General features: G+C 68.5%; 13 protein-coding genes. 11 read left to right on the forward strand and 2 right to left on the reverse strand.

The features are described 5' to 3' along the window. Positions 1-47 precede the first annotated feature (47 nt). The gene (locus HQ306_RS15250; protein ID WP_261769905.1) at positions 48-1,667 is read left to right on the forward strand and encodes an AMP-binding protein; all 1,620 of its coding nucleotides are present in this window, start codon (positions 48-50) and stop codon (positions 1,665-1,667) included. Positions 1,668-1,701: 34 nt separating this feature from the next. Here the strand turns inward: HQ306_RS15250 and HQ306_RS15255 are convergent, their stop codons facing one another. Continuing rightward, positions 1,702-2,742, reverse strand: coding sequence for a type III polyketide synthase (locus HQ306_RS15255; RefSeq protein ID WP_222632342.1), 1,041 nt, complete (start codon positions 2,740-2,742; stop codon positions 1,702-1,704). A 90-nt stretch (positions 2,743-2,832) separates the two neighbouring features. Here HQ306_RS15255 and HQ306_RS15260 point away from each other — a divergent pair, with 90 nt between their 5' ends. The 6 genes from HQ306_RS15260 (at position 2,833) to HQ306_RS15285 (ending at position 8,215) form a co-directional block, all read left to right on the forward strand. After that, a complete protein-coding gene (locus HQ306_RS15260) occupies positions 2,833-3,918 on the forward strand; it encodes a PLP-dependent cysteine synthase family protein (protein WP_222632344.1) in 1,086 nt (361 codons plus the stop codon). Further along, a complete protein-coding gene (locus HQ306_RS15265) occupies positions 3,915-4,718 on the forward strand; it encodes a hypothetical protein (protein ID WP_222632705.1) in 804 nt (267 codons plus the stop codon). Before HQ306_RS15260 ends, HQ306_RS15265 begins: the two co-directional genes overlap by 4 nt. A gap of 10 nt (positions 4,719-4,728) precedes the next feature. Then, on the forward strand, positions 4,729-5,571 hold the full coding sequence (locus HQ306_RS15270; protein ID WP_222632346.1) for an SGNH/GDSL hydrolase family protein: 843 nt from the start codon (positions 4,729-4,731) through the stop codon (positions 5,569-5,571). Between the two features lie 148 nt (positions 5,572-5,719). Next, positions 5,720-6,961, forward strand: a complete 1,242-nt coding sequence (locus HQ306_RS15275; protein ID WP_222632348.1) for a dihydrolipoamide acetyltransferase family protein — start codon at positions 5,720-5,722, stop codon at positions 6,959-6,961. A gap of 7 nt (positions 6,962-6,968) precedes the next feature. After that, positions 6,969-7,406: a GNAT family N-acetyltransferase gene (locus HQ306_RS15280; protein ID WP_027506044.1), complete on the forward strand. Its 438-nt coding sequence runs from the start codon at positions 6,969-6,971 to the stop codon at positions 7,404-7,406. Between the two features lie 14 nt (positions 7,407-7,420). Then, on the forward strand, positions 7,421-8,215 hold the full coding sequence (locus HQ306_RS15285; RefSeq protein WP_027506043.1) for an SDR family NAD(P)-dependent oxidoreductase: 795 nt from the start codon (positions 7,421-7,423) through the stop codon (positions 8,213-8,215). On the opposite strand, the gene HQ306_RS15290 is transcribed toward HQ306_RS15285, so the two are convergent. After that, positions 8,191-9,105, reverse strand: coding sequence for a DUF5996 family protein (locus HQ306_RS15290; RefSeq protein ID WP_222632350.1), 915 nt, complete (start codon positions 9,103-9,105; stop codon positions 8,191-8,193). The genes HQ306_RS15285 and HQ306_RS15290 overlap by 25 nt on opposite strands. 48 nt (positions 9,106-9,153) lie before the next feature. Between HQ306_RS15290 and HQ306_RS15295 the strand changes: the two genes are divergently transcribed. The 4 genes from HQ306_RS15295 (at position 9,154) to HQ306_RS15310 (ending at position 11,772) form a co-directional block, all read left to right on the forward strand. After that, positions 9,154-10,104: a ring-cleaving dioxygenase gene (locus HQ306_RS15295; protein ID WP_222632352.1), complete on the forward strand. Its 951-nt coding sequence runs from the start codon at positions 9,154-9,156 to the stop codon at positions 10,102-10,104. After that, positions 10,101-10,730, forward strand: coding sequence for an MSMEG_1061 family FMN-dependent PPOX-type flavoprotein (locus HQ306_RS15300; protein WP_027506040.1), 630 nt, complete (start codon positions 10,101-10,103; stop codon positions 10,728-10,730). Before HQ306_RS15295 ends, HQ306_RS15300 begins: the two co-directional genes overlap by 4 nt. Positions 10,731-10,817: 87 nt before the next feature. After that, positions 10,818-11,210 (forward strand): response regulator transcription factor, encoded by a 393-nt coding sequence (locus tag HQ306_RS15305; RefSeq protein ID WP_056440992.1) that lies wholly within the window; start codon positions 10,818-10,820, stop codon positions 11,208-11,210. A gap of 202 nt (positions 11,211-11,412) precedes the next feature. Beyond that, positions 11,413-11,772 carry an NADH-quinone oxidoreductase subunit A gene (locus tag HQ306_RS15310; protein ID WP_027506038.1) on the forward strand — a complete coding sequence of 120 codons (360 nt, stop codon included), beginning with the start codon at positions 11,413-11,415 and terminating at the stop codon, positions 11,770-11,772. Positions 11,773-11,794: the final 22 nt, after the last annotated feature.

Raw genomic sequence — 11,794 nt, forward strand, 5'->3', positions numbered from 1 at the left:
TCCCATGGATTAGCGTCGCGGAGGTACCCGAGCCTCGAGGAGCGACTTTGTCACCGCAGACTTCCTACTCGTCCGGCCCGACCGACACGCCGCTGCTCGACGAGACGATCGGACGGAACTTCGATCGCACCGCCGCGCGGGTGGGCTCGTCGGACGCTCTCGTGGACGTCGCGTCCGGTCGCCGGTGGACGTACGACGAGTTGCGATCCGACGTCGACGATCTCGCCCGCGGCCTGCTCGCGCGCGGAATCCGTCGCGGGGATCGCGTGGGGATCTGGGCACCGAACTGCCCGGAGTGGACCATCGTCCAGTACGCCACCGCGAAGATCGGCGCGGTGCTGGTGACCATCAACCCTGCCTACCGTGCGCACGAGCTGCAGTACGTGCTCGACCAGTCCGGCGCCACCATGCTGGTGGCGGTCCGGGCGCACGGCACCTCGGACTACGCCTCGATGATCGACGCCGTGCGCGGCGAGTGCACCGATCTGGCCCACGTCGTGTACCTCGGCACCGACGACTGGAGCGACCTCGTCACCGACGGTGAGTCCGTCGATGTGGACGAACTCGACCGGCGCAGTGCCGAACTCGGTCCCGACGACGCCATCAACATCCAGTACACCTCCGGCACCACGGGATTCCCCAAGGGCGCGACGCTGAGCCACCGCAACATCCTGAACAACGGCTACTTCGTCGGCGAGCTCTGCCATTACACCGAGGCGGACAGTGTCTGCATTCCCGTGCCGTTCTATCACTGCTTCGGGATGGTGATGGGAAACCTCGCCTGCACCTCGCACGGTTCGACCATGGTGATCCCGGGGCCGTCGTTCGATCCGGCAGCGACACTGGCCGCGGTCTCCGCCGAGCGGTGCACCTCGCTCTACGGAGTTCCCACCATGTTCATCGCGGAACTGGCCGTTCCCGACCTGGCGGAGCACGATCTTCGGTCGCTGCGCACGGGCATCATGGCCGGATCACCCTGTCCCACCGAGGTGATGAAGCAGGTCATCGACGTCATGGGAATGGCGGAGGTCTCCATCTGTTACGGGATGACCGAGACGTCCCCGGTGTCACTGCAGACCCGCTCCGACGACACGATCGAGCAGCGCGTGTCCACGGTCGGACGAGTCGGACCGCATCTCGAGGTGAAGATCGTCGACCCCGTCACCGGGGAGACGGTTCCCCGCGGAGAGCCCGGTGAACTGTGCACACGGGGGTACTCCGTGATGCTCGGTTACTGGGACGACCCCGAGAAGACCGCCGAGGCACTCGATTCCGAGCACTGGATGCACACGGGCGACATCGGCACCATGGACGACGACGGCTACGTCGCCATCACCGGGCGCATCAAGGACATGGTGATCCGCGGCGGCGAGAACATCTACCCCCGTGAGATCGAGGAGTTCCTGTACTCCCACCCCGACATCCTGGACGCCCAGGTCATCGGTGTGCCCGACGACAAGTACGGCGAGGAACTGATGGCCTGCGTCCGTCTGCGTGAGGGCGCGGCGGCCATGACCGTCGACGATCTCCGGGCCTACTGCGACGGCCGCATCGCGCGATACAAGATCCCGCGCTACCTGCGCGTCATGGATGCCTTCCCCATGACCGTGACCGGCAAGATCCGCAAGATCGAACTACGCGAGGAAGCCACGCGCCTGCTGGATTGACGGAACGGCTGGGTCGATCGAACGGCTGGGGTGATCAGGCTGCGTGGAACAGCATGGTCTCGGCGGTGAGTCCGGGGCCGAACGCCATCGCGCATCCCGACCCGGTGTCACCCCGCTCGAGCATGTCCGCGAGCACGAACAGCACGGTGGCCGACGACATGTTGCCGTAGTTCTCGAGCACGCGGCGCGACGACGTCAGAGCGTCTGCGTCGAGGTGCAGCGCGCCCTCCACCGCGTCGAGGATCGAGCGACCACCGGGATGCACGGCCCACAGGTCGATCGACGACGTCTCCGCCCCCGAGAGCACCGTCTTCATAGTGGTCTCGTCCAACGCGCGTGACAACGAGCCCGGCACCTTGCCGGAGAGCACCATGTCGAACCCCATGCCGCCGATGCGCCAGGTGATGAGGTCGCGGGAGTCCTCGATCATGAGGGCCTGGAAGGAGTCCATGGCCAGACCGGTGGACTCGGCAGTGACCAGCACGGCCGCGGCGCCGTCGCCGAACACCAGGAACGACAGCATCGTCTCGAGATCGTCGGTCTGCTGCATGTGCAGCGAGCACAGTTCGACGCTGACCACGAGCACCTTCGCGGCGGGCTCGGAGCGCACGATGTGGTGGGCGAGCTTGAGACCGTTGATGCCGGCGAAGCAGCCCATGAAACCGACCTGGGTGCGCTCTGCCGTGGTGGGCACGCCGCACTGCTTCATGATCTCGAAATCGATTCCCGGAGTGTAGAACCCGGTACATGTCAGGACGATGAGATGGGTGATGTCCCCTGCCGCGTCGCCGAGTCCGAGCCCGTCGACGGCACGAACGGCGAGTCCGGGAGCGGTGCGCTCGAACTCCTGCATCCGCGCCTGCGTGTCGACGGCGTTGGGATCGTCGCCGTAGAAACTGGCGATGGACGGGAACGCGGACCACCGGTGCGAGATCTGCGCGCGATCCGCCATGCGGCGGAACAGCAATTGCTTACGTCGCAGCGTGAACGTGCTGTCGGCGTAGGCGACGAAGTCGTCGTGGACGTCGTGCTCGGGAACGGCGGTCGAGATGGCATTGATGTATGCGGTCGTCACAGGTGCCTCTCGTGAAGGTGGGGGCTCGACAGGTCGAGTTCCCCCTGACCACCGCAGTCAACCACCGAGCGGGGCCGCGCGTCGGACAGAATGACCGTCATGAGAATCGAGGACCGTTCCTGGGTGGAGAACGCGCTGCGCATCGTCGAGGCCGACGCGAACCGCAGCGCGGACACTCATCTGCATCCCTTCCCACTGCCGGCCGAGTGGGGCATCGATCTCTACCTCAAGGACGAGTCGGTCCACCCCACCGGATCGCTCAAGCATCGGCTCGCGCGGTCGCTCTTCCTCTTCGGCCTGGCCAACGGGGACATCGGGCCCCGCACCACGCTCGTCGAGGCGTCGTCCGGGTCGACCGCCGTGTCGGAGGCGTACTTCGCCCGGCTCATCGGCCTCGAGTTCGTCGCGGTCATGCCGGCCACCACCAGCCCGACGAAGATCGCGCTGATCGAGCGCTACGGCGGCATCTGTCGCCTCGTCGAGCACTCGGGTGCCGTGTACGACGTCGCGGAGGAACTGGGTGCGCAGAAGGACTGGCTGTATCTCGACCAGTTCACCAATGCGTCGGTGGTCACCGACTGGCGCGGCAACAACAGCATCGCCGCCTCCATCTTCGATCAGATGGCCCTCGAACGGTTCCCCGTCCCCACCTGGGTGGTGGTCGGCGCCGGCACCGGTGGCACCAGCGCGACCATCGGCCGGTACTGCCGCTACCGGCGCGTGCCCACCCGGGTGTGCGTCGTCGACCCCGAGGGATCCGCGTTCTTCGAGGCGTGGCGCGACGACACCCGCGACGCCGTCGGCACCGGATCGCGCATCGAGGGAATCGGTCGGCCCCGCGTCGAGCCGTCGTTCGTCCCCGCCGTCATCGAGCACATGGTGCAGATCCCCGACGCCGCCTCGGTGGCGGCCGTCCGCATGCTCGACCAGGTGACGGGCCTGCACGCCGGTGGATCGACCGGGACCAACCTCGTCGGCGCGTTCCGGTTGGCAGCGGACATGAAGGCTCGCGGAGAGCAGGGGAGCATCGTCACGCTGCTGTGCGACGGGGGAGAGCGCTACGAGGGCACCTACTACGACGACGCCTGGGTGAGAAGCCACGGCATGAACCTCGACGCACACCGCGCCTGCATCGACCACTTCCTCGCGACAGGCGTCTGGTCGGAATCCGTGTGATGACCCTCTACTCGGAGCTGCCCGCCCGCCGGACCCGCCAGGTGGTCGCCGACGTGGTGGTCGCGGTGTGGACCGTGGTCTGGATCCGGGTGGGCCTGGCGCTGCACGACGCGGTGATGGCGTTGGCGGCGCCCGGACGCGGGATCGCCGACGCCGGAAGCGGACTGGAGAACAACCTCCGGTCCGCGGGCGAACGGGTGTCCTCCGTCCCACTCATCGGTGACGACGTCCGCACACCGTTCGACCGGGCCGGGGACGCCGGCGCCGCACTGCGCGGCGCAGGTGAGGCGCAGGTCGCGGCGGTCGAGGCGCTGGCGTCGTTCCTCGGTGTCACCGTCGCCCTGCTCCCCATCGTCGCGCTGCTGCTCCTGTGGCTCCCGCGGCGGATCCGCTTCGCCCGGCAGGCCACCGCCGCGGCGGCGCTTCTCCGGTCCGGCGCCGACCTCGACCTCTTCGCGCTGCGTGCTCTCGCACGGCGACCGCTGACGGAACTGACGCACATCCATCCCGATCCTGCCGGCGCCTGGCGCGCGGGCGACCCCGACGTGGTCCGCTCGCTCGCGGCGCTCGAACTGGCGGCGGTGGGGATGCGCGCACCCGGTCCCGACCTTTCGAGGTCCGACGGCGCCACGGCCGTTTACGCTGAGTCCATGGCCGAGAAGACGACGACGAACGACTCCACCGACGAGCCCAAGGGCGGCCGACCCGGACCCGCCGATCAGGGCGGCGCCGGCGGTATGGCGACGCGGGAGAACGCACCCGACGTCGCGGAGTCGGAAGCACCGAACGACGCCGACTAGGACTGCGCGCATGTCGACACGCCGACTCGTCGTCGCAGTGGCGGCTGCCGCCGCCGCGATCACTCTGTCCGCCGCTCCCGCGGCCGCCGCGCCGGCACCCGGTGCGTATGTCGCACTGGGTGATTCGTTCTCCGCCGGCAGCGGAATCGCACCGCAGACACCGTCTGGGATCTGCGGCCGGTCCGCGGTGAACTACCCCACGCTCGTCGCTCGCGAACTCGGCATCGACACGGTGCGCGACGTGACGTGCGGCGCCGCGGAGAGCGAGAACCTCGCGGGACCGCAGACCGGGCTCGGCGGCGGAGTCGCCGCACCGCAGTTCGACGCGCTCGGTCCGGACACCACGCTCGTCACCCTGGGAATCGGCGGCAACGACATCCAGTTGGTTCAGCTCGCGGCGGGCTGTATCAGCGTGCTCCCGGCTCCTCTGACGCCATCGTGCTCCGATCGTCCGGACACCTACAGCGACCGTATCGACGCGTTCGCCGCGACGTACGACACGATCCTCGACGAGATCGCCCGCCGGGCGCCGGCCGCGCAGGTGGTGATGGTCGGGTATCCCACCGGCATCCGGCCCGGCGGCTGCCTCGACTCGCAGCCCGTGCGGCCCGCGGACGCGACCTACCTACAGGCCCGCATCGATCAGCTCAACTCGGTGATGAGTCGCGCCGCCGCCGCGCACGACGCCACGTTCGTCGACCTCGCGCCGACCACCCGTGACCACGACGTGTGCGCCGCCGACAGCTGGATGGTCGGCGCGGTGCCGACGTCTCCGGACGCGGTGGTGCCGCTGCACCCCACGGCGGCGAGTCACCAGAACACCGCGCGCGAGATCGTGGCTGCACTGCGCTGACGCACGGTGCACGACCGACTGCCTCGCTCGACCGCCGCCGTTGGTCATCGTGCTCACTCGGTCGACCGTCTCTTGCGCACTGTGCGGCGTGGTGATTGTGTGACCTGACACACAGCGTTCACGAGTGCACTCACGAGGAGCATCCGCCATGTCCACGGTCAAGACATTCCTGCTGCCGGACCTCGGCGAGGGGCTCGCCGACGCCGAGCTGCTCACCTGGTCGGTCGACGTCGGCGACACCATCACGCTCAACCAGACCATCGCCGAGGTCGAGACCGCGAAGGCGTCCGTCGAACTGCCGTCTCCCTATGCCGGCGTGGTCGTGGCGCGGCACGCCGAGGAGGGCACCACCATCGACGTGGGCGCACCGTTCCTCGACATCGAGGTGGCGGGTCCGGCGACGACCGGTCCGGCCTCGCCCGACACCGCCGACGAGGCGGCAGCCGACGCGCGTCCCGAGCCGTCGGTCGAGAAGGCGGAGTCCGAGACGGTCGGGGCCGCGCCGACGCGGACGCCAGTCCTCGTCGGCTACGGCGTCGCGGAGGAGACATCGAGTCGTCGGCCCCTGGCCGCGCCGCCGGTACGCAAGGAAGCGCGTGAGCGCGGTATCGACCTCGCGACCGTGGCCCCGACGGGACCGCACGGCAACGTGACCCGCGACGACCTGGCCGTCTCCTCCGCGCCGCACGCGGACGAGGAGCGCACGCCGATCAAGGGCGTCCGCAAGCACACCGCCGAGGCCATGGTGCGCAGCGCGTTCACCGCGCCGCACGTCACCGAGTTCGTCACCGTCGACGTCACACCGATGATGGAGTTGCTCGACGAGCTGAAGGCGAGCCCACTGCTGGCCGGCGTCCGCGTGACGCCGCTCGCTCTCGTCGCGAAGGCCCTGCTCATCGCCGTCCGGGAGCACCCGAGCCTCAACTCGTCGTGGGACGAGGCGGCGAACGAGATCGTCACCAAGAAGTACGTGAACCTCGGTATCGCCGCGGCGACACCGCGCGGGCTGATGGTTCCCAACATCAAGAACGCGCAGACCCTCGGATTCCGCGACCTGTGCTCGTCACTGTCCGCGCTCACCGCCGTCGCCAAGGAGGGGAAGACCGGTCCGGCGGAGCTCGCCGACGGGACCATCACGATCACCAACATCGGCGTGTTCGGCATCGATTCGGGCACCCCGATCCTCACGCCCGGCGAGGCCGCCATCCTGTGCTTCGGGGCCGTCCGGCGTCAGCCGTGGGAGTACCGCGGGGAGATCGCGCTGCGACACGTCACGACCCTCAGTCTGTCGTTCGACCACCGGCTCGTCGACGGCGAACAGGGCTCCAAGTTCCTGTCCACCGTCGCGACCCTGCTCTCGGATCCGGTGGGGTTCGCGGCCCTGGGATAGTGGTGCGGTGACCAGCATCCATCACGCCACCGTTCGAGACGTCGATCCCGTTGCGCTGTACCGCGTCCTGCAGTTGCGCACCGAGGTGTTCATTCACGAGCAGGGCATCGTCGGCGAGCAGGAGATCGACGGGCGCGATCTCGAACCCACGACCACCTTGTTCTGGTCGGAGGAGCCGAACGGCGACGTGCTCGCGACACTGCGGGTGTTGCAGGACGAGGTGCCGGCCCACATCGGCCGCGTCGCCACGGCGTCGGCGGCACGCGGACGCGGGCTGGCCGCCGACCTGGTGCGGGCGGCGATCGAGTTCGCGGGCACCGACGTCGCGATCTCCGCCCAGGCCTACCTGGAGGAGTGGTACGTGCGCCTCGGCTTCGTGCGCACCGGGCCGAACTATCTGGAGGCAGGAATAGACCACCTGCCGATGCTGCTGACCCGTACCTGACACCAGGAGGACACATGCAGATCGATCTGAGCGGCCGGACAGCCCTCGTCACGGGTTCCACGCAGGGCATCGGCTACGCCATCGCCGTCGGCCTCGCCCGAGCGGGAGCGACCGTGCTGATCAACGGCCGGTCCGACGCGTCCGTCGGTGCGGCACTCGACCGTCTCACCGCGGAGGTACCCGACGCGACGGTCGTCGCGGCCCCGGCGGACGTCAGCACGGAGGACGGCACACGCGCCCTGGTGCAGGCACACCCCGATGTCGACGTCCTGGTGAACAATCTCGGAATCTTCGGCGCCACACCGGCTCTGGAGATCGACGACGACGAGTGGCGCCGCTATTTCGAGGTCAACGTCCTCGCCGCCGTGCGTCTGATCCGCGCCTACCTTCCGGGTATGAAGGACCGGGGCTGGGGACGGGTCCTGTCGATCGCCAGCGACTCGGCCGTCGTGATTCCGGCCGAGATGATCCACTACGGCATGTCCAAGACCGCGCTGCTCGCGGTGTCGCGCGGCTTCGCGAAGGAGGCGGCCGGCTCGGGCGTGACCGTCAACTCCGTCATCGCCGGACCGACACACACGGGAGGTGTCGAGACCTTCGTCCGCGATCTGGTGGGCGACGAGTTGCCGTGGGACGAGGCGCAGCACGAGTTCATGGTGAAGTACCGCCCGCAGAGCCTGATCCAGCGACTCATCGAGCCCGAGGAGATCGCCAACATGGTGGTCTACCTCAGTTCACCTCTCGCGTCGGCCACCACGGGCGGCGCACTGCGAGTCGACGGCGGCTACGTGGACTCGATCCTGCCCTGACCGTCGGGCCACTCCGCGAGGTCCGCGGCGATGCGTGCAGTGCTCTCGAGGAACTCCCGCAGCAGGGCGTCGCCGTCCTCGGCCTCCCGCACCGCCGAGTAGGGGAGCACGAACTCGCCGAGATCGCGATCGAAGTACGCCTGCGCCGGCTCGACGGCCGCGGTGTCGAAGCCGTCGGGTTGCGGGTAGGCGTACGAGTAGAAGATGCCCTCCGACGCCCCGCCGGGCCAGTACCCGGCGCTCGACACCTCCTCGTTGTAGGCCTCGTGCATCACCCAGTCGGGGCAGTTGGGCACCCCGCCCGGATGCTGCGCCGCCGGGCGACCCGAGAACCGGGTCACCGCCAGGTCGAAGGCCCCCCAGAAGAAGTGGGACGGACTGGACTTCCCGCGGAATTCGCCGCGGAACGCGGAGAACACCCGATGCGCCGACACCAGCGAGCGCCAGTATCGCGTCATCGCCTCGGCGTCGTAGCTGGCATGCACGGTGTCCCGGGCGAACGGGATGGCGGGGTCGACCTCGACGGGAGAGCCCATGATCGAGACGTGGACCCCGAGCGCCTCGAGGTGGGCGAAGAACTCGTCGTGGAAGTCCGCGACCGTGCGCGGCCGCAACTCCATCTCGCGTGCGTCGCCCCACGTGGTCTCGATGGTCAGCCGGTGTCGGAGGAAGTCGAAGCGGATCTCGACTCCGCCGCCGCGGTACGGCATGAGCGAGGTGGTGAGTCCGGACGCATCGACGTAGGACGTCACGCCCCACCAGTGGTTGAGCGGCGGAGCCAGAGCCATGCGCACCTTGCCGACGATCTGCGTCCACATGTGCACGGTGTCGCGGGTGTCCTGCCACGAGTCCACGAGGAGTTCCGGCCAGGCATCGTTCGTTTCGGTCACTGCATCCCTTTCACGGAGATATCGGCGCACACGTAGGACGATGGTCCCATGACGACACTCGCCCCTCTCGGTCTTCACCACGTCACCGCCATCGCGTCGGACCCCGGCCGGAACGTGGAGTTCTACACGCGCGTGCTCGGCCTGCGGTTGGTGAAGCAGACCGTCAACTTCGACGACCCCGGCACCTACCACCTGTACTACGGAGACGAGCACGGGAGCCCGTCGTCGCTCATCACCTTCTTCCCGTGGAAGGACGTCGAACGCGGACGACAGGGAACCGGTCTCGTGACGTCGACGGCGTTCAGCGTTCCGGGCTCGTCGCTGTCCTTCTGGCACGACCGGCTCCGGGAGCTGAACGTGCGCGTCGAGGCGCCGGTGACCCGCGGCGACGACGAGGTCCTGCGCCTGTACGACCACGACGGCATGGTCCTCGACCTGATCGCCTCCGACGGGGACACCCGCTCCGGCTGGGACGGCGTGGCATCGGTGCCCACCGAACACGCAGTGCGCGGACTGCACTCGGTCACCCTCACCGAGACGACACTCGGCGCGACAGCCGAGCTGCTCACCGACCGGATGAGCATGACCGTCGCGGCGGACGGTGCCGCGAGCGCGCGGTTCGCCATGGCCGCGGGCGGCGCGGGCGCGCTGGTCGACATCGTCACCGACCGCAGCGACCGTGGTCTGCAGGCAGGCGGCACCGTCCACCACGTCGCCTTCCGTGCGCCCGACCACGAGACGCTCACCGCCTGGCGCACCGAGCTGGTCGACAGCGGCGCGCACGTCACCGAGATCCTGGACCGGCAGTACTTCCAGTCGATCTACTTCCGGGAGCCGGGCGGCGTGCTGTTCGAGATCGCGACCGAGGCGCCGGGATTCGACGTCGACGAGCCACTGCTCGAACTCGGGCGCTCGTTGAAGCTGCCGCCGTGGCTCGAGCCGACGCGGGAGCAGATCGAGCAGAATCTCCCGGCACTCCCGGTGGGTGACGCGTCGTGACGTGGACACAGGTGACCGACGGCGAGACGCTGACGGCGATGTTCGGCACGCCGAGCTTCCGCGCCGCCCACAAGGATCGCCCCCGGCTGCATCCGCTCGACCGCGACTTCCTCGCGGCCTCGCCGTTCTGCCTGGTGGCCACCGCCGACGAGACCGGACGGTGCGACGTCTCGCCGAAGGGAGACCCGCCCGGCTCGCTGGTGCACGTCCTCGACGACGCCACCATCGCGCTGGCGGAACGGCCCGGCAACAAGCGGATGGACGGGTACCGCAACGTGCTGAGCAACCCGTTCGTGGGGCTCGACTTCCTGGTCCCCGGACGCGGGGACACGCTGCGCATCAACGGCCGCGCGCGGTTGATCTCCGACGCGCCGTTCTTCGACGACCTCGTGGTCAAGGGACACCGCCCGATCCTCGCGCTCGTCGTCGACATCGAGCAGGTCTTCCATCACTGCGCCAAGGCGTTCCTGCGGTCACGGCTGTGGGAGCCGGACACCTGGAATCCGTCGGTGCTGCCGACGGTCGCAGAAATCTCCAAGACGCTGATCCCCGACTCGCCGGAATCGCTCGAGGAACTGCGGGCGTACTACGGGCCGGCATACGAGGAGTCGCTGTACCGGTCGTAGATGCGCTCCGCGCCTGTGCGCCTCTTGCGCATCCAGGCATACGCAAAAGGCGCACGGGCGCGAAGCGCACTGGGTAACGTCCCACCCGTGGCGGACGCAACGTTGTCGGTGCTGATCTACAGCAGCCACGCGTCCACGCGGGCGCTCGTCCACCAGGCGCTGGGCCGTCGCCCGCACCCCGACCTGCCCGAGATCGAGTATCTCGACGTGGCGACGGCGCCCGTCGTGATCGAGCACCTGGATCGCGGCGGTGTCGATCTCGTGATCCTCGACGGTGAGAGCGCTCCCGTCGGCGGGATGGGCCTCGCGAAGCAACTGCGCGACGAGATCGACCCGTGTCCACCACTTCTCGTGCTCACCGGCCGCCCCGACGACGCGTGGTTGGCCACCTGGTCGCGTGCCGACGCGTCGGTGTCGCACCCCATCGACCCACTCGAACTCGGCCGCGCCGTGGTGGGACTGCTCCGCGACCCTGCCTGAGGCCCCGCCGGATCTCCGATCTGTGACGCCGGATCTCTGATCTGTGACGACGCCGGGGGATCACCGATTCGCGACGATTGTGAGCCCGAGTCACCAAACCGGACCCATCGCGACGAAAAAGTCCTACTGTGTGGCACAGATCACCTCGAGGCGTAGGGCGGTTCCGGTCGGAACCCACGACACGGGCAGGAGTTCGAGTGGCATGAACGCATATGTGCCGGTCCTCGTTCTCGGCGCGATCGCGGTCGCCTTCGCGCTGTTCTCGGTCCTCGTGGCATCGGAAGTGGGACCGAAGCGATACAACCGGGCCAAGCTCGACGCGTACGAATGTGGCGTCGAGCCCACCCCGCAGCACATCGGCGGCGGTCGCTTTCCGGTCAAGTTCTACCTCACCGCAATGCTTTTCATCATCTTCGACATCGAGATCGTGTTCCTGTACCCGTGGGCTGTGCACTTCGAGGCACTGGGTGTGTTCGGTCTCGCCGCGATGGCCCTGTTCATCGTCAACGTTTCCGTCGCCTACGCATACGAGTGGCGTCGTGGAGGTCTCAGCTGGGACTGATCCACTCGCCGTGGAAGAAGTG

This window comes from Rhodococcus sp. BP-160 (assembly GCF_019836205.1).
GTDB lineage: Bacteria > Actinomycetota > Actinomycetes > Mycobacteriales > Mycobacteriaceae > Rhodococcoides.

Excerpts from the sequence above, each read along its gene's own strand:
- HQ306_RS15260 (WP_222632344.1), top strand. The coding sequence starts at position 2,833 with ATGACCGTCATGAGAATCGAGGACCGTTCCTGGGTGGAGAACGCGCTG.
- HQ306_RS15270 (WP_222632346.1), top strand. The coding sequence starts at position 4,729 with ATGTCGACACGCCGACTCGTCGTCGCAGTGGCGGCTGCCGCCGCCGCG.
- HQ306_RS15275 (WP_222632348.1), top strand. The coding sequence starts at position 5,720 with ATGTCCACGGTCAAGACATTCCTGCTGCCGGACCTCGGCGAGGGGCTC.
- HQ306_RS15285 (WP_027506043.1), top strand. The coding sequence starts at position 7,421 with ATGCAGATCGATCTGAGCGGCCGGACAGCCCTCGTCACGGGTTCCACG.
- HQ306_RS15295 (WP_222632352.1), top strand. The coding sequence starts at position 9,154 with ATGACGACACTCGCCCCTCTCGGTCTTCACCACGTCACCGCCATCGCG.
- HQ306_RS15310 (WP_027506038.1), top strand. The coding sequence starts at position 11,413 with ATGAACGCATATGTGCCGGTCCTCGTTCTCGGCGCGATCGCGGTCGCC.